The sequence below is a fragment of the Massilia solisilvae genome (assembly GCF_024753215.1).
GTDB classification, from domain to species: Bacteria; Pseudomonadota; Gammaproteobacteria; order Burkholderiales; family Burkholderiaceae_D; genus Telluria; species Telluria solisilvae.
This window is the reverse complement of record NZ_JANUGV010000001.1, coordinates 1,300,190-1,316,200: the sequence shown is the minus strand read 5'-3', so window position 1 is coordinate 1,316,200 and position 16,011 is coordinate 1,300,190. Positions and strand designations below refer to the sequence as shown.

At 68.7% G+C, this 16,011-nt stretch carries 13 protein-coding genes; 6 read left to right on the top strand and 7 right to left on the bottom strand.

Features of this window, described 5'->3' with window-relative positions; genetic code table 11:
• Positions 1-615 carry a cytochrome-c oxidase, cbb3-type subunit II gene (gene ccoO, locus NX773_RS05965; protein WP_258855405.1) on the bottom strand — a complete coding sequence of 205 codons (615 nt, stop codon included), beginning with the start codon at positions 613-615 and terminating at the stop codon, positions 1-3.
• A 14-nt stretch (positions 616-629) separates the two neighbouring features.
• Entirely contained in the window at positions 630-2,087 is a 1,458-nt protein-coding gene (ccoN, locus tag NX773_RS05960) for a cytochrome-c oxidase, cbb3-type subunit I (RefSeq protein ID WP_258855404.1), read from the bottom strand.
• A gap of 247 nt (positions 2,088-2,334) precedes the next feature.
• Between ccoN and NX773_RS05955 the strand changes: the two genes are divergently transcribed.
• On the top strand, positions 2,335-2,727 hold the full coding sequence (locus tag NX773_RS05955) for a TraR/DksA family transcriptional regulator (protein WP_258855403.1): 393 nt from the start codon (positions 2,335-2,337) through the stop codon (positions 2,725-2,727).
• Between the two features lie 138 nt (positions 2,728-2,865).
• Here NX773_RS05955 and ccoS read toward each other — a convergent pair whose 3' ends face one another.
• The 5 genes from ccoS to NX773_RS05930 form a co-directional block, all read right to left on the bottom strand.
• Positions 2,866-3,012, bottom strand: a complete 147-nt coding sequence (gene ccoS, locus NX773_RS05950; protein WP_258855402.1) for a cbb3-type cytochrome oxidase assembly protein CcoS — start codon at positions 3,010-3,012, stop codon at positions 2,866-2,868.
• 2 nt (positions 3,013-3,014) lie between these two features.
• Positions 3,015-5,414, bottom strand: a complete 2,400-nt coding sequence (locus NX773_RS05945; RefSeq protein WP_258855401.1) for a heavy metal translocating P-type ATPase — start codon at positions 5,412-5,414, stop codon at positions 3,015-3,017.
• Complete coding sequence (locus tag NX773_RS05940) at positions 5,411-6,172, bottom strand: sulfite exporter TauE/SafE family protein (protein ID WP_258855400.1); 762 nt, start codon at positions 6,170-6,172, stop codon at positions 5,411-5,413. The genes NX773_RS05945 and NX773_RS05940 overlap by 4 nt, the downstream gene beginning before the upstream one ends.
• Positions 6,173-6,179: 7 nt before the next feature.
• Positions 6,180-7,619, bottom strand: coding sequence for an oxygen-independent coproporphyrinogen III oxidase (gene hemN, locus NX773_RS05935; protein ID WP_258855399.1), 1,440 nt, complete (start codon positions 7,617-7,619; stop codon positions 6,180-6,182).
• Between the two features lie 62 nt (positions 7,620-7,681).
• Positions 7,682-9,298 carry a methyl-accepting chemotaxis protein gene (locus NX773_RS05930; RefSeq protein WP_258855398.1) on the bottom strand — a complete coding sequence of 539 codons (1,617 nt, stop codon included), beginning with the start codon at positions 9,296-9,298 and terminating at the stop codon, positions 7,682-7,684.
• 191 nt (positions 9,299-9,489) lie between these two features.
• On the opposite strand from NX773_RS05930, the gene NX773_RS05925 reads away from it, so the two are divergent.
• From NX773_RS05925 to NX773_RS05905, 5 genes are all read left to right on the top strand, one after another.
• Positions 9,490-13,518, top strand: a complete 4,029-nt coding sequence (locus NX773_RS05925) for a Pls/PosA family non-ribosomal peptide synthetase (RefSeq protein WP_258855397.1) — start codon at positions 9,490-9,492, stop codon at positions 13,516-13,518.
• Positions 13,515-14,114, top strand: a complete 600-nt coding sequence (locus NX773_RS05920; protein WP_258855396.1) for a 4'-phosphopantetheinyl transferase family protein — start codon at positions 13,515-13,517, stop codon at positions 14,112-14,114. Before NX773_RS05925 ends, NX773_RS05920 begins: the two co-directional genes overlap by 4 nt.
• Positions 14,115-14,218: 104 nt before the next feature.
• Positions 14,219-15,088, top strand: coding sequence for a metal-dependent hydrolase (locus NX773_RS05915; RefSeq protein ID WP_258855395.1), 870 nt, complete (start codon positions 14,219-14,221; stop codon positions 15,086-15,088).
• A complete protein-coding gene (locus NX773_RS05910) occupies positions 14,995-15,459 on the top strand; it encodes a hypothetical protein (protein ID WP_258855394.1) in 465 nt (154 codons plus the stop codon). Before NX773_RS05915 ends, NX773_RS05910 begins: the two co-directional genes overlap by 94 nt.
• Before the next feature lie 84 nt (positions 15,460-15,543).
• Positions 15,544-15,867, top strand: coding sequence for a hypothetical protein (locus NX773_RS05905; protein ID WP_258855393.1), 324 nt, complete (start codon positions 15,544-15,546; stop codon positions 15,865-15,867).
• Positions 15,868-16,011: the final 144 nt, after the last annotated feature.

Here is a 16,011-nt window from a genome sequence, read left to right as displayed (position 1 = left end):
TCAGTTCCTCGTCTTGATCTGGGTGCCCAGGCCCTGCAGGTAGGCGATCAGCGCGTCCTGTTCGGTCTTGTCGGCCAGTTCGGTCGGCGCATCCTTGATTTCCTGCTCGGTGTAAGGCACACCGATACGCTGCATCGCATGCATCTTCGGCACGATGTCGGCCGGGTTCAGCTTGTTCTGCGACAGCCACGGGTAGGCCGGCATGTTCGATTCCGGCACCACGTCACGCGGGTTGTTCAGGTGGGTGCGGTGCCACTCGTCCGAGTAGCGGGTGCCCACGCGCGCCAGGTCCGGGCCGGTGCGCTTGGAGCCCCACTGGAACGGGTGGTCGTACACGTATTCACCGGCGACCGAGTAGTGGCCGTAGCGCTCGGTCTCGGCGCGGAACGGACGGATCATCTGCGAGTGGCAGTTGTAGCAGCCTTCGCGGATGTAGATGTCGCGGCCGGCCAGGCGCAGCGGCGAGTACGGTTTCAAGCCGGCCACCGGTTCGGTGGTCGAATGCTGGAAGAACAGCGGGACGATCTCGACCAGGCCGCCCACCGAGACGACCAGGATAATCAGACCGATCAAGAGCGCGGCGTTCTTCTCGATCCACTCATGCGAAAATTTCATGCTTCTCTCCTGCTTCAAGCGTGGACGGCGGCGCTGGTGTCAGCGGCGTGGTCATGCGGTTTCAGTGCCGGGATCGGCTGGTCCACCGACTTGGTGCCGCTCATGGTCTTCCAGGTGTTGAAGGCCATGATCAGCATGCCGGTCAGGTACAGCGAGCCGCCGGTCACGCGAATCACGTAGTACGGGAAGGTGGCCTTGACGCCTTCGACGAAGGTGTAGGTCAGGGTGCCGTCCGGGTTCACTGCGCGCCACATCAGGCCCTGCATCACGCCGGCAATCCACATCGAGGCGATGTACAGCACGATGCCGATGGTGGCCAGCCAGAAGTGCAGGTCGATCAGGCCGACGCTGTACATCTGCTTCTTGCCCGACAGACGCGGGATCAGGTAGTAGATCGAACCCATGGTGATGAAGCCGACCCAGCCCAGGGCGCCGGCGTGCACGTGGGCGACGGTCCAGTCGGTGTAGTGCGACAGCGAGTTGATGGTCTTGATCGACATCATCGGGCCTTCGAAGGTCGACATGCCGTAGAACGACAGCGAGACGATCAGGAACTTCAGGATCGGGTCGGAACGCAGCTTGTACCAGGCGCCCGACAGCGTCATGATGCCGTTGATCATGCCACCCCACGACGGTGCCAGCAGGATCAGCGAGAACACCATGCCCAGCGACTGGGTCCAGTCAGGCAGCGCGGTGTAGTGCAGGTGGTGAGGACCGGCCCACATGTAGGTGAAGATCAGGGCCCAGAAGTGCACGATCGACAGGCGATACGAGTACACCGGGCGCTCGGCCTGTTTCGGGATGAAGTAGTACACCATGCCCAGGTAGCCCGCGGTCAGGATGAAGCCCACCGCGTTGTGGCCGTACCACCACTGGATCATGGCGTCCTGCACGCCGGCGTACATCGAGTACGACTTCATGAACGAAGCCGGCATCGACATGCCGTTGACGATGTGCAGGATGGCCACGGCCAGGATGAAGCCGCCGAAGAACCAGTTGGCCACGTAGATGTGCTGGACCTTGCGCTTGATGATGGTGCCGAAGAACACCACTGCGTAGGCAACCCACACCACCGCGATCAGGATCGAGATCGGCCATTCCAGCTCGGCGTATTCCTTGCCGCGGGTGTAGCCCAGCGGCAGCGACACGGCCGCGCACAGGATCACCAGCTGCCAGCCCCAGAAGGTGAAGGCGGCCAGTTTGTCGGAGAACAGGCGCACCTGGCAGGTACGCTGGACAACCCAGTACGAAGTGGCAAACAGACCGCTGATGCCGAACGCGAAAATCACGGCGTTCGTGTGCAGCGGACGCAGGCGACCATAGGTCAGCCACGGGGTGTCGAAGTTCAATGCGGGCCATGCGAGCTGGGCCGCGATGAAGACGCCCACCAGCATACCGACCACGCCCCAGAGGACGGTGGCGATCGCAAACTGGCGCACGATCTTGTAGTTATAGTTTAGACTGCTGTCCAAGATGCTCTCCTGAAAGGATTCAAAAAGATGACGGTAGGAGAGTAGTTTTCCGCATCGCAAAAATCCTTGATGTGAATCAAATTGTTCGGCAACACTTGAGTTATGGGAATGTGTCCCCATGCAACAATGTGACTGCCTTTAGTTCCCCTATTTTGCGAACGCGAATTTGAAGTGCATCAAGGATCGTGACAGGCCGGCCCGCCACACTCGGTGGATGCCGTTTTTAACTGCTCACAGGAAGATTCTTATGCCTATTTCCCCGCAACTTCACGCCGACGTCGAACGCAAGCTCACCCAAAGCCGCGAGGACCTGCTGGGCGCGGTGCGCGCGCGGGTGTATGGTGACGACCCTGCCATCGGCCCGGGCGCGCACACGGCGCAAAACGAGGACCGGCCGCAGGCCGAGATGATCAGCCACAACGAGGAGCACCTGGCCGACCACGAGAGCGCGCTGCTGCACGAGATCGACGCCGCGCTGGGGCGGCTGGAATCGGGCGGCTACGGGATCTGTGTCGAGTGCGGGCGCGAGATTGCAGAGCAGCGCCTCCTGGCCACGCCGACAGTGCAGACCTGCATCGAATGCCAGGAGCGGCTGGAGAAGAAGCAGATGCGGGCCACGGGGCGGCCGCCGCAGATCTGAGAGGCGACGCCGCGGTTCGCTGGACGCGTGGGCAGCAGACCTGCCCACCCTACCCGTGGCGCGCTCTTGTAGGGTGGGCAGATTCTGCCCACGCGTTCAAACCAAGCGTGCCGGGTACGTCAGGTTCGAACGGGGCCGTCACGCCCGGTCGTCGTCGCGCAAAATGCGCATGGCCGGCCCTTCGAGGTCGTCGAACTGGCCGCTGTCGGACGCGCCAAAGAACACCCAGATCGCAATGCCCACCGTGATGATGCTGAGCGGCACGAGTAAATACAGCGCTTCCATGATCACTTTCCCCTTCTGAGGCGTAATGCGTTGCCCACCACAAGGGCGGAGCTGGCCGCCATGCCGATACCGGACAGCCAGGGATTGAGCAGCCCGAAGGCGGCGGCCGGGATGGCGGCCAGGTTGTACACCGTGGCCCAGGCCAGGTTCTGGCGGATCACGGCAAGGGTGCGGCGCGCGGTATCGGCGGCATCGGCCAGCGGCCCCAGGCCATCGCCGAGCAGCACGCAATCGGCATTCAACTGGGCCAGCGCCGCGCCGTTGCCCATGGCAAACGACACGTCCGCGCCGCGCAGCACCGCCGCGTCGTTGACGCCGTCGCCCACCATCGCGACCACCGCGCCATTTTGCTGCAAAGCGCGCACGTAGTCGAGCTTTTGTTGTGGCAACTGCCCGCCCAGCGCCTCGTCGATGCCGAGCTCGGCAGCCACGGCGGCGGCCGCTTCCTGCTGGTCGCCGGAGAGCAGCACCACCGTCTTGCCGGCCTGGTGGAAGCGGCGCACGATCTCGCGCGCTTCAGGCCGCAAGCCGTCGGCCAGCTCGAACCGGGCCAGCCAGCGGCCCCGTGTAGCGAGCCAGACGCGGGTGGCGCCGGTATCGCCACCCGCCGGCTCTTGGCTCCCCGCCAAACCTGCCGCGAACGCCGCGCTGCCCAGCCGGTAGCGCACGCCCGCGATCGTTCCTTCGACACCCTCGCCGACCACATATTCCAGTTCCTGCGCCGCCGCCGCCACCGGACCGGCCGCGGCGCGGAGCGCCAGCGCGATCGGGTGCGCGTTGGCCGCCTCGAGCGCGCCGGCCAGCTGCAGGCATTCCCCTTCGCCCGCCGCGCCCAGCGCCACCGTGCGGCGCAGTTCCGGACGCCCCAGCGTCAGGGTGCCGGTCTTGTCAAACACGACATGGGTGGCGCGCGCCAGCGTCTCGAGCACGTGCGGCTGCACGGCGAGCGCGCCGCGGCGCAGCAGGCGGTCGGTGGCCGCCGCCAGCGCAGTGGGCGTGGCCAGCGACAGCGCGCACGGGCACGAGACCACCAGCACGGCGATCGCGGCCGCCCAGGCGCGCGACGGGTCGATGACGTGCCAGGCCGCGAACACGATCACGGTCAGCACCAGCAACGCGGCCACGAACCAGGCGGCGACCTTGTCGGCCCACAGCGCCAGCTGCGGCTTGCCCTGCCCTGCCCGTTCCACCAGGCGCACCAGCAGCGCCAGCGTGCTGTCGCGCGCGGCGGTGGTCACGCGCAGCACGATCGCCTGCGCTGCGTTGACCGCGCCGCCCGGCAGCTCGTCGCCGGCCTGTTTGCGCTGGGTGCGGCTCTCGCCGGTCAACAGCGCCAGGTCCACCTCGGTGGCGCCCTCGACGATCACGCCGTCGGCCGCCACCGCCTGCCCTGGCTGCACCAGGATCAGGTCGCCCGGCAGCAAGGCGCCGGCCGCCACCAGCTCGGTCGCGCGCTCGGCCGGAAAACCGGGCATGCGCAGCGCCGACGCCGGCAGCGCCCGCTGCAGTCCCTCGAGCGCGCGCGCGGCCTTGCGGCGCGCACCGAGCTCGAAATAGCGGCTGCCCAGCAGCAGGAAGATGAACATCGTGATCGAGTCGAAGTACACCTCGCCCGCGCGCGTCACCAGCGCCCACACGCTGCCCGCGAAGGCCGCGCCGATGCCCAGCGCAACCGGCACGTCCATGCCCGGCATGCCGCGCTTGAGGTCGAGCCAGGCGCCGCGGAAGAACGGCTGGGCCGAATAGAACACGGCCGGCACGGTCAGCGCGAACGAGGCCCAGTGCATCAGCGCCTCCATGCTGGCGTCCATGGTGCCGTCGGTGGCCATGTACACCGGGACCGCATACATCATCACCTGCATCATCGCCAGGCCCGCGATGAACAGCTGGCGGAACAGCTTCTTGCGGGCGCGTTCGAGCTGCTCGCCATGCTGCTTGGCGTCGTAAGGATAGGCGCCGTAGCCGATCGCGCGCACCGCGCGCACGATGTCGCTGGGCTTGCACTGGCCGCTCTCCCAGCGCACGCGCAGGCGCTCGGTGGCCACGTTCAGCGCCACCTCGGCCACGCCCGGCAGGTGCGCCAGGCGCCGCTCGATCAGCCACACGCAGGCCGCGCAGCGCATGCCTTCGACCGAGAACACGGCCTCGGTGGCTTGCGGATCCTCGTCGTACAGGGCCAGCTCGGGCGCATCGGCGGCCACGTCTTCCTGGCGCGCGGCGTATTCGGTACGGGTGCTGTAATAGTCGGCAAAGCCGCCGTCGGCGATGGCCTGGGCGGCGGCTGCGCAGCCGGGGCAGCACATCGGGCGCGGCTTGCCGTCGATGTCCACCTCCCAGCGGCTGTTGGCCGGCACCGGCTCGCCGCAGTGGAAGCACGCCACCGGTTTCGGGACCGCGTTCACGCGCCCACTCCCGGCGTGATGCACAGGGTGTGCAGCCAGCTTTGCGGCAGGCCGCCGGCCGCGCGCACCAGGCCCAGCACGCCGAAACCGAGCACCACCACCCCGCTGGCCACGCGCACCGCGCGCCGCGCCAGGAAGGCGCGCACCTGGGCCCCGGCCGCGCCCAGCGCAACGAGCATCGGCAGCGTGCCAAGGCCGAACGCCAGCATCACCGAGGCGCCGGCAGTCCCGGAGCCGGTCAGCATGGCCGTCACCAGCGCGCTGTACACCATCCCGCAGGGCAGCCAGCCCCACAGGAAGCCGGTGGCGAGCATCTTGGCCGGGGTGTCGGGCGGGCCGACCCGGCGCATCAGCGGCTGCACGTGGCGCCACAGCGCGCGTCCGCCCTGCTCCAGCCAGGCCAGGCCGCGCCAGGCATCCATCAGGTACAGGCCGAGCGCGACGAGCATGAGGTTGGCGAGCCAGAAGCCGCCCGCCTGCAGCGCCGGCAGCCCGGCGAGAGCGCGCGCGCTGCCGGCGGCGCCACCGGCCAGCGCGCCGGCGATCATGTAGCTGCCGATGCGGCCGGCATTGTAGGCGAACACGTTGGGCAGGCTGGACTGCAGCGTCACCGTGCGCACCGGCACCGGGAACGCGGGCGTGCCCGCGCGCGCCGGCGCGAGCGAGAGCGCGCTCACGATGCCGCCGCACATGGCGCCGCAGTGGACGCTGCCGAGCAGGCCCACCATGAACATGGGGAACAGGTTGATGCCGGCCATGCGCCGCTCAGATGGTCTGCGAGTGGCGCGGCCCGTTGCCGCGCGAGGCCAGGTAGCGGTCGAACACCATGCACACGTTGCGGATCAACAGGCGGCCCTTCATGGACACCGTGATCCATTCGGCGTCACGCGTCACCAGCCCATCGCGTTCGAGCTCGCGCAGCTGCGCCAGCTCGCTCTCGAAGTACTCGTCGAACTGGATCGGGAAGGCCTGCTCGAGCGCCGGGATGGACACTTCGAACTGGCACATCAGCTTCTGGATCAGGGTGCGGCGCAGCGCGTCGTCCATCGTCATGCGGATGCCGCGCGCGATCGGCAACTCGTTACAGTCGAGCAGGTCGTAGTAGGCGTCGAGCGTCTTGACGTTCTGGCTGTAGGTGGCGCCCACGGAACTGATCGCCGACACGCCGCACGAGACCAGGTCGGTGTCCGAGTGGGTCGAATAGCCCTGAAAATTGCGGTGCAGGCGGCCCTGCTGCTGCGCCACCGCCAGGTCGTCGGTCGGCTTGGCGAAGTGGTCCATGCCGATGTACACGTAGCCGGCCTTGGACAGGCGCTCGATGCACAGCGAGAGCATGGCCAGCTTGGCGTCGCTGGACGGCAGCTCGGACTCATTGATGCGGCGCTGCGGCTTGAACAGGTGCGGCATGTGCGCGTAGTGGTACACCGCGATGCGATCCGGGTTGCAGGTGATGACCTTGTCGAGCGTCTCGCCGATGGTCTTGAGCGTCTGGCGCGGCAGGCCGTAGATCAGGTCGACGCTGACCGAACGGAAGCCGGCGCCGCGGGCGGCATCGATGACCGAGCGGGTCTCGGCTTCCGGCTGGATGCGGTTGACCGCCTTCTGCACCTCGGGATCGAAGTCCTGCACGCCCAGGCTGATGCGGTTGAAGCCCTGCTCGCGCAGCGAATGGACGCGCTCGGGCGTCACCGTGCGCGGGTCCACCTCGATCGAGTATTCGCCCACGCCGTCCGGCGCGAAGCGGAACAGCCGGTGCAGGTGCGCCATCAGCTCGCCCATCTGGGCATCCGACAGGTAGGTCGGGGTGCCGCCGCCGAAGTGCAGCTGCTCGACCTCGTTCATGCCCGAGAACAGCAGGCCCTGCATCTCCACTTCGCGCTTGAGGTAGGCGAGGTAGGTGGCGGCCTTTTCGCGGTTCTTGGTGACGATCTTGTTGCAGGCGCAGTAGTAGCAGACGGTGTCGCAGAACGGGATGTGCAGGTACAGCGACAGCGGCTTGGCGCCGCCCCGGGTGCGCACGCCGGCCACCGCCTGCAGGTAATCGCGGTAGCCGAACGACTCGGAAAAACGGTCGGCGGTCGGATACGAGGTATAGCGGGGACCCGACTTGGCCAGCCGGCCAAGGAGCTCTGCATCGAATTCAACCGACTGGTAGGCGGCCGAATACGACGGGCTGGCCGCGACCGGGATGACGTTTGAGTGCATTTGTGGGAGGCTCCTGCTGGATGCCGGCCGCAGGGTGCGGCTCGGGTCGATTATGTAAAAGTTTATTGATCCGGCTCAGCCAGTTCCTTGACGTGCATCAAATATGTCGGACTCGGAGTCGGCATGTAACCTTCTTCCGCCAATTTGAACAGCGCGACCGCCCGCACCAGCCGTGTTGCGTCTTCGGCAACGCTGGATGAGGACATCGCCGATTCCTCGACCAGCGCGGCGTTCTGGCGCGTGATCGTATCGAGCCCGCCCATGGCCGCGTTGACCTGGTCGATGCCGTCGTGCTGCTCGGCGCTGGCGCGGCTGATGTCGTTCATGACCGCCACCGCGCCCTGCACCGCCACCACCACGTCGCGCATGGTGCGCCCGGCTTCGTCCACCAGCGCGCTGCCCTGCTCGACCTGCATGGCCGACTCCTCGATCAGCGCCTTGATCTCGCGCGCGGCGCCGGCCGAACGCTGGGCCAGCGCGCGCACCTCGTCCGCCACTACCGCGAAACCGCGTCCGCCCTCGCCTGCCCGGGCCGCCTCCACCGAGGCGTTCAGCGCCAGCAGGTTGGTCTGGAACGCGATCCCGTCGATCAGCGCGATGATGTCCACGATGCGGCTGGCCGAGGTGCTGATGCGGCCCATCGTGGCGCCGACCCGCTCCACCGCCTGGCCGCCGCGGCTGGCCACCCCGGCCGCGCCGCTGACCATCTCGTCGGCGCGGCGCGCGCTTTCGGTAGCCTGCCCTGCCGCCGCCGCGATCTGCTGCAGGCTGGCGGCGGTCTGTTCCAGGCTGGCGGCCTGCGACTCGGTGCGCGAGGCCAGGTCGGCGTTGCCGGCCGCGATGTCGCGCATCGCGCCCTCGATCGAGCGCACGTTCACGCGCACGTCGCCCACCAGCGCGGTCAGGTTCACGTTCAGCTGGCGCAAGGCGGCCAGCAGCCGGCCGATGTCGTCGCTGCCGCCCTGCGGGCAGGCGTGACCCAGGTCGCCGCCGGCCATCGCGTACAAGGCGTCGGTGGCGGCGGCGAGCGGCCGCACCAGGCTGCGCCGCAAGTCGTACCACGCCGCCAGCGTCACGGCCGCGCCGAGTGCCGCGAGCACGCGCCACAGCGTGTCGCCGGCGGCCACGGCCAGCGCAGCCATCAGCGCGGCCTGGCCGCCCATCAGGAGCGCGAGCCGGTCGCTGAACGGCAGGCCGCGCAAGGCGGCAATCCGCGCCCGCAGCCCGGTGGGCGCGACCTTGCCATTGCGCAGGACGATGCCGTGGTTCGGCGTCGCGCGCATCCGGCGGTACAGCGCGTCGGCGGCTTCGACCTGCTCGCGCGCCGGCTTGGTGCGTACCGACATATAGCCAACCGTGCGCGCACCTTCGCGCACCGGTACCACATTGGCAACAACCCAATAGAAATCGCCATTCTTGCGACGATTTTTCACCAGTCCGGTCCACGGCTGGCCGGCCTGGAGCGTTTTCCACAGGTCGGCGAAGGCTTCGGGGGGCATGTCCGGGTGGCGCACGATGTTGTGCGCCTTGCCCAGCACCTCCTGTTCCGAAAAGCCGCTCACCTCGACGAAGGTGGGGTTGACGTAGGTGATGCGCCCCTTGGTGTCGGTCTTGGACACGATGCACTGCCCGTCCCGCAGCAGGTACTCGGTCGCCGTCACCGGCATGTTTTCGCGCACAACTATCCTTATTGCCCTGGAGCACTGAAAGTGCCGCAGTGTAAGCCTGATGTCAGATTCGTATTCTTGATCTAGATCAAAAAATTCTCTAAAACATGCTTGTAGAAGAAAAAGTCCGCGGGCAAGCCTCACGTGCGAGCGAAATGCTGTACGCTCTCACGGATGTGCCTGTTTCAAATTCCTCGCCGTTGATGAGTGACCTCACCCTTGCAGAACGGCATCCTGAAGTGCTGTACGGCCCGGCGCAGCCCGAACTGCTGCGCGAAGAAATCCTTGCTGACCTGCTCGAAGCGACCGCCCGGCGCGTGCCCGGCCAGATTGCGCTGATCGAGGGCGAGCGCCAGATCACCTATGCCGAACTGGACCGGTTGGCCGGCCTGGCCGCGGCGCGCCTGCTCGAGGCCGGCATCCGGCCCGGCGACATCCTGGGCCTGTGGCTGCCGCGCGGGATCGAACTGCTGGTCATGCAGGCGGCAATCGCCAAGGCCGGCGCCGCCTGGCTGCCGGTGGATGCCGACACACCGGCCGAGCGGCTGCTGGTGTGCATGGAAGACGCCAGGGCCGCTGGTCTGGTCAGCAGCACCGGCATGGCGCCGCAGCTGGCGCAGCTGGACCGCCCGCTGTTCACCGCCGAAGACCTGCTGGCCGCGCCGCCGCCCGGCTTCGTGGCGCAGCGCCGCGGCGCGGTGTCGCCGGATGCGCCGGCCTATGTCATTTACACGTCGGGTTCGACCGGCAAGCCGAAAGGCATCCTGATCAGCCAGCGCAGCATCTGCCACTTCCTGCGCAGCGAAAACGAAGTGCTGGGCGTGCGCGAGAGCGACCGGGTGTACCAGGGCTTTTCGGTGGCGTTCGACATGTCGTTCGAGGAGATCTGGATCTCGTACCTGGTCGGCGCCACGCTGTGGATCGGCCCGCGCGAGGCGGCCGGCGACCCGGAAGCGCTGCCGCGCCTGCTGGACGAGAACCGGGTCACGGTGCTGCACGCGGTGCCGACCCTGCTGGCGCTGTTCGCGCAGGACGTGCCGTCGCTGCGCCTGATTAACCTGGGCGGCGAGATGTGCCCCGAGACCGTGGTCGAGCGTTACGCGCGGCCCGGGCGCCAGATGTTCAACACCTACGGCCCGACCGAGGCCACGGTGTCGGCCAGCCTGGCGCGGCTGGCGCCGGGACGCCCGGTCACGATCGGCAAGCCGCTGCCCAACTATGGGCTGCTGGTGATCGCGGCTGGCGGCGAGCCGGGCACGCTGGCGCTGCTGCCGCGCGGCGAGACGGGCGAACTGTGCATCACCGGCCCGGGCCTGGCCGCCGGCTACCTGGGCCGTCCCGACCTGACCGCCGAAAAATTCCTGCCCAACCCCTGGTCCGTTGGCGCGCACGACGCGCGCCTGTACCGCACCGGCGACCTGGCGCGCATCCTGGACGATGGCGAGGTGGTGTGCCTGGGCCGGACCGACGACCAGGTCAAGATCCGCGGGTTCCGGGTCGAACTCGGCGAGATCGAAGCGGTGCTGGCGCAACTGGAAGGCGTGGGCACGACTGCCGTGCTGCTGCGCCGCGACGACGGCATCGACCGGCTGGTGGCCTACCTGGTGCCCAAGCACGGCGCGAGCGAAGCTGCGCTGGCGCCCTCCGCCTTGCGCCAGCAGCTGGCCACGCGGCTGCCGCCGTACATGGTGCCCAGCCGTTTCGAGCAGCTGGCCGAGATGCCGCGCCTGACCTCCGGGAAGATCGACCGCAAGGCGCTCAAGGCGATGCCGCTGTCGGCGCCGCCGGCGGGCGACGCGGCCGACTCGGACATTCCCGAGACGCCGGCCGAGGAAGCGCTGTTCGCCGCGCTCGGGAAGCTGTTCCCGGGCCAGCCGATCCGGCGCGAGCTGGACTTCTTCAGCGACCTGGGTGGCCACTCGTTCTTTGCGGCGCGCCTGGCATCGAGCCTGCGCGCCGATCCGCGCTTTGCGCACATGACCGTGCGCGACATCTACCAGCAGCGCAAAATCGGCCTGATTGCCGCCGCCCTGGGCGAGTCGTCCGGCACCGGCAGCGCGCAGGAAGAATGGACGCCGCCGCCGGCAGGCAAGCGCTGGCTGTGCGGGCTGGCGCAGCTGGCCGCGGTGCCCGGCCTGGTCACGCTGCGCATGGCGCAGTGGCTGGCGCCATTCTTCACCTACCACTTCCTGACCGGCGACCCGGGCGACTCGGTGGCGCGCGCGATCGCCGCCTCGATCGTCGTGTTCCTGCTCGCCACGCTGATGGAGTTCGCGGTGGCGATCGCGGGCAAGTGGCTGGTGGCCGGCCGCCTGAAGCCGGGCTCTTACCCGCTGTGGGGCGTGACCTATTACCGCTGGTGGCTGGCCGACCGCCTGGTCGAGTCGGCGCCGAGCTACCTGCTGTCGGGGTCCTCGCTGTACAACTGGTGGCTGCGCGCGCTTGGCGCCAAGGTCGGGCGCGACGTGGTGATCGGATCGATGACGCTGCGCGCGCCGGAGCTGCTGTCGATCGGCGACAACGTCAGCGTCGGCAACGCGGTCAACTTCGAGAACGCGCGCGTGGAGCGCGGCTGGCTGCGCCTGGGCGCGATTCGCCTGGACGACGACGCCTGCGTGGCCTCGTACGCGATCCTGGAAGGGAACACGCGCGTGGGCCGGCAGGGTCACCTGGAGGGCCAGTCCGCCCTGGCCGATGGCGCCGGCGTGCCGGATGGGCGCGTGTGGAGCGGCTCGCCCGCGGTGGATGCGGGCGCATTCGATCCGGCCAGCCTGCCGCCGCGCCCGTGCGTGTCGACGGCGCGGCTGGCGGCCGAGGCGTTGTTCTTCGTCACCGGCATGGTGGCGGTGGCCACCCTGTTCTTCATGCCGGTGTTCCCGAGTTTCGTGCTGATCGACTGGTTCGACGAGCAGGACAAGCTGCACTGGCTGCAGGGTTCGAGCGTGACGATCCAGCTGGCGCGCTACTTCGTGCTGGCGTTCCCGGCCAGCGCGGTGCTGATCGTGCTCACGGCGCTGGTCTCGGCCGCGATCCGCTGGGGCGCGCTGCCGCGCCTTTCGCCGGGGCGCTCGCCGATCCACAGCAGGACCTACTGCGCCAAGTGGCTGGTCAGCCACATCCAGGAATCGAGCCTGAACGTGCTGCACGGGATCTACGCGACCGTGTTCGCGCCGTTCTGGTACCGGCTGCTGGGCGCCAAGGTCGGGCGCGGCGCCGAGATCTCGACCGCGCTCGGCGTGGTCCCCGACATGCTCACGCTCGGCGACGAAACCTTCATCGCCGACGCCGTGATGCTGGGCGACGAACAGATCGACGGCGGCTGGATGACGATGCAGCCGACCGTGGTGTCGCACCGCAGTTTCGTCGGCAACGGCAGCTACATCCCGGACGGCACCGTGCTGCCCGAGCACGTGCTGGTGGGCGTGCACACGCACGCGCCGGGCAACGCGCAGATGAAGAGCGGCGACACCTGGCTGGGTTCGCCCCCGATCCACCTGCCGGCGCGCGAGCAGGTCAGCGGCTACCCGGAAAAACTGACCTACCGGCCGTCGCCGCTGCGCCGGCTGGGCCGCGCGCTGGTCGAGGGATTTCGCATCGTCGCGCCGCATGCGGTGGTGATCGCGGTCGGCTACACTGTGGTGCTGGACCTGATGCCGATTGCCGGCGCCGGCCGCTGGGGCGAGGTGGTACTGGACCTGGCGCTGGTCGGCCTGGCCTACGGCGTGGGCAACTACCTGCTGGTGGCGCTGCTCAAGTGGGTGCTGCTGGGCCGCTACCGCAAGCGCGCCGCGCCGATGTGGACGCCGTTCGTGTGGCTGTCCGAAGGCGTGACCAACCTGTACGAGGGCATCGCGGTGCCCAACTTCATGCGCTACCTGCGCGGCACGCCCTGGCTGCCACTGGCGTTCTGGCTGCTGGGCTGCCGCATCGGCCGCGGGGTGTACATGGATACGACCGACATCACCGAATTCGACTGCGTGAACATTGGCGACTACAGCGAACTGAATGCGCTGTCGTGCCCGCAGACGCACCTGTTCGAGGACCGCGTGATGAAGATCGACCACGTGGACATCGGCAGCCGCGTGTACCTGGGCCCAAGGAGCGCCGTGCTGTACAGCGCGCGGGTGGGCGACAATGCACGCCTTGGTCCGCTCACGCTGGTGATGAAGGGCGAGCACATTCCGGCCGCGACCAGCTGGGCGGGCCTTCCGGCCGCGCTGGCGAGGTCATGATGGAAGCGCCAGTGGATGTGGCATGGTGGCCGGCACAGCTGGCGCCACGGGAAGACGGCCTGTATGTGATCGGCGTGCGGGGCGATGGCGAGCGGCAGGCGGCGCGGCGCCGCACCCGGCAGGCGCTGTGCGAGGCGCTGGCCCAGCTGTACGGGCTGGCGGTGGACCAGATCATGATCCATTTTTCGGCCGGCCGTGCGCCTGCCGTGTCGTTTCTGGGCGCGGCGGGCATGACGCCGCCCGGGATCTCGATCAGCCATGACGGCCCGTTGTCGGTGGCGGCGATTCACACGCGCGGCCTGGCGGGGGTGGACCTGATGCGGGTGCAGGAGGCGCCGGACTGGCGCCAGGTGGCGCGCGACTACCTGCCGCCGCACGTGCTGGATCTGCTCGAAGCCAGCGCGCCCGAGCGGCGCCCCGCCTTGCTGGCGCGCGCGTGGACCGAGCACGAGGCGCGCCTGAAATGCCACGGCCGCCAGCTCACCGAGTGGAGCGGACTGGCGCTGCCGGCGCGCTGCCACGAGCTCGTGCTGCCGGAAGGCTTCGTGGGCGTGGTGGCGGCATTCGTGCTGGAGCGTAACAAGCAGGACGCCTAGGGCACACCGTGCCCATGCGGCGCGACGCGGCCCTGACGCATCCGCCAAGGCCATCCGCCCCGGGGGCCTGTCACCCGCCGCCACCGGACCGGTAATATTGCGGGATGGATAACATCAGCCACTCGCTCGCCGGCCTCGCCCTGGCAGAACTTGTCGACCGCAGTCTCGCGCCCGAGCCCGATCCCGGGCGCGCCCGCACCCGCCACCGGCTCCTCCTGGTGTCGTGCTGGGTGGCCAGCAATTTCCCCGACCTCGACCTGGTGTTGACGCCACTGGCGCCGCAGCCGCTCGGCTACCTGCTGCAACATCGCGGCCACACGCATACCCTGGCCGGCCTGTTGCCGCAGGCGGTACTGTTGCTGGCGCTGCTGTGGCTGTGGCCCGCCGCCCGCGCGCTGTTGCGGGAAAGCCGGGCCACGCCAGGCGCCACCGTGGGCCTGGTCGCGGCCGGGCTGGCGCTGCACCTGGCCATGGATTACCTGAACGTGTATGGCGTGCATCCCTTTTTCCCTTTCGATGCGCGCTGGCTATACGGCGACATGGTGTTCATTGTCGAGCCAGTCTTCTGGATCGTGCTCGGCGCCCCGCTTGCCGTGCTGGCCGTTCCGGGGACGGCCCGGCGCGTCGCCTTGGCGCTGCTGGTGGCGTTGCCGGTCCTGTTCACGGCGCTCGGCTTCTTGCAGTGGGGATCGCTGGCCGGGCTGGCGCTGGCCGGCACGACGCTCGCCTGGCTGCAATGGCGCAGCGGCGCGCGGGGCCGCAGCGCACTGGGGCTGGGACTTGCGCTGGCCGCGCTGTTCGTGGCGAGCCAGGGGCTGGCTGTGCGGAGCGCGCGCTGGTGGCCGCCCAGCCCCGACAGGGCGAGCTGGTGGACGCGGCGATGTCGGCGTTTCCGGCCAACCCGGTTTGCTGGTCGTTCGTGGCGGTGGAGCTGGACCGGCAGGCCGGCCAGCTGCGGCTGCGGCGCGGGTTGATCAGCCTGGCGCCCGAGCTGATGCCACCGCAATCCTGCCCGGCCCGCATCGCCGGCCCGGCCCCGGCCGCCGGGACGCCAGCGGCACCCGCGGCACTCGCCTGGCAGTGGGCACAGAGCATGCCGCTCGCCCAGCTGCGCGCGCTGCAGCAACGGGATTGCCGGGTGGACGCCTGGCTGCGCTTTGCCCGTGCCCCCTCTGTACAGGACGACCTGGCCACCGATGCCCGCTTCGGCCCGCCTGGTGGCGTGAATTTTTCGACCCTGTCGATGGCGCCTGGGGCGTCGGCTGGCCGCTGCACGTTCGCGGTGCCTGGCTGGGGCTACCCGCGCGGCGACGTGCTGGGGCTGAATGCGCATACAGGGCAGTGAACTTTTTTGCGCATGTTTGAGCGCTGGGGCAACTCCTGCTCAAAAAAAGGATTAATATTTCCAGTTGCAAACCCCGGAGATGACATGAAAGCGCGTCTTGCCACCTTGCTGCTCGCCCTGCCCGCCTGCGCCATCGCGTCCCCGTTCGGCGTGCTGACCGGCGCTGCGATCCCGCAGGTGCTGGAGCAGCAAAGGCAAGAGGCGGCAAGAACCGCTCAAGCGCCGCAGGCCACAGCCGCGCGCACGGACGCCCGGCAGGCGGACGCAAAACTTGTCAAACGGACACACCCTGCACCAACCACCCCGGTGTCCGCCTCTCCCGCGACGCCCGATACCCACGCGCGTCAAGCAGACGTCCAGCACCCGGCCGCGCAACCGGCCGCAGAGGTGCTGATGGCGTCGGATTAGTCCCACTTTCAACAGGGCCCCACGCGAAGCTATGGCGCGGCGTGCCACCCGCCATCGTCGAGCAGTGCGCGCGGCCGCGCTGCGACCAGCATGGCCGGGCCAGCCACCGCCAGCCACCGCCAGCCACCGACTGCGACCGCCGGG

Excerpts from the sequence above, each read along its gene's own strand:
- ccoS (WP_258855402.1), bottom strand. The coding sequence starts at position 3,012 with ATGGAAGCGCTGTATTTACTCGTGCCGCTCAGCATCATCACGGTGGGC.
- ccoO (WP_258855405.1), bottom strand. The coding sequence starts at position 615 with ATGAAATTTTCGCATGAGTGGATCGAGAAGAACGCCGCGCTCTTGATC.
- NX773_RS05915 (WP_258855395.1), top strand. The coding sequence starts at position 14,219 with ATGGATAACATCAGCCACTCGCTCGCCGGCCTCGCCCTGGCAGAACTT.
- hemN (WP_258855399.1), bottom strand. The coding sequence starts at position 7,619 with ATGCACTCAAACGTCATCCCGGTCGCGGCCAGCCCGTCGTATTCGGCC.
- NX773_RS05940 (WP_258855400.1), bottom strand. The coding sequence starts at position 6,172 with ATGGCCGGCATCAACCTGTTCCCCATGTTCATGGTGGGCCTGCTCGGC.
- NX773_RS05955 (WP_258855403.1), top strand. The coding sequence starts at position 2,335 with ATGCCTATTTCCCCGCAACTTCACGCCGACGTCGAACGCAAGCTCACC.
- NX773_RS05920 (WP_258855396.1), top strand. The coding sequence starts at position 13,515 with ATGATGGAAGCGCCAGTGGATGTGGCATGGTGGCCGGCACAGCTGGCG.
- NX773_RS05925 (WP_258855397.1), top strand. The coding sequence starts at position 9,490 with ATGAGTGACCTCACCCTTGCAGAACGGCATCCTGAAGTGCTGTACGGC.
- NX773_RS05910 (WP_258855394.1), top strand. The coding sequence starts at position 14,995 with ATGTCGGCGTTTCCGGCCAACCCGGTTTGCTGGTCGTTCGTGGCGGTG.
- NX773_RS05905 (WP_258855393.1), top strand. The coding sequence starts at position 15,544 with ATGAAAGCGCGTCTTGCCACCTTGCTGCTCGCCCTGCCCGCCTGCGCC.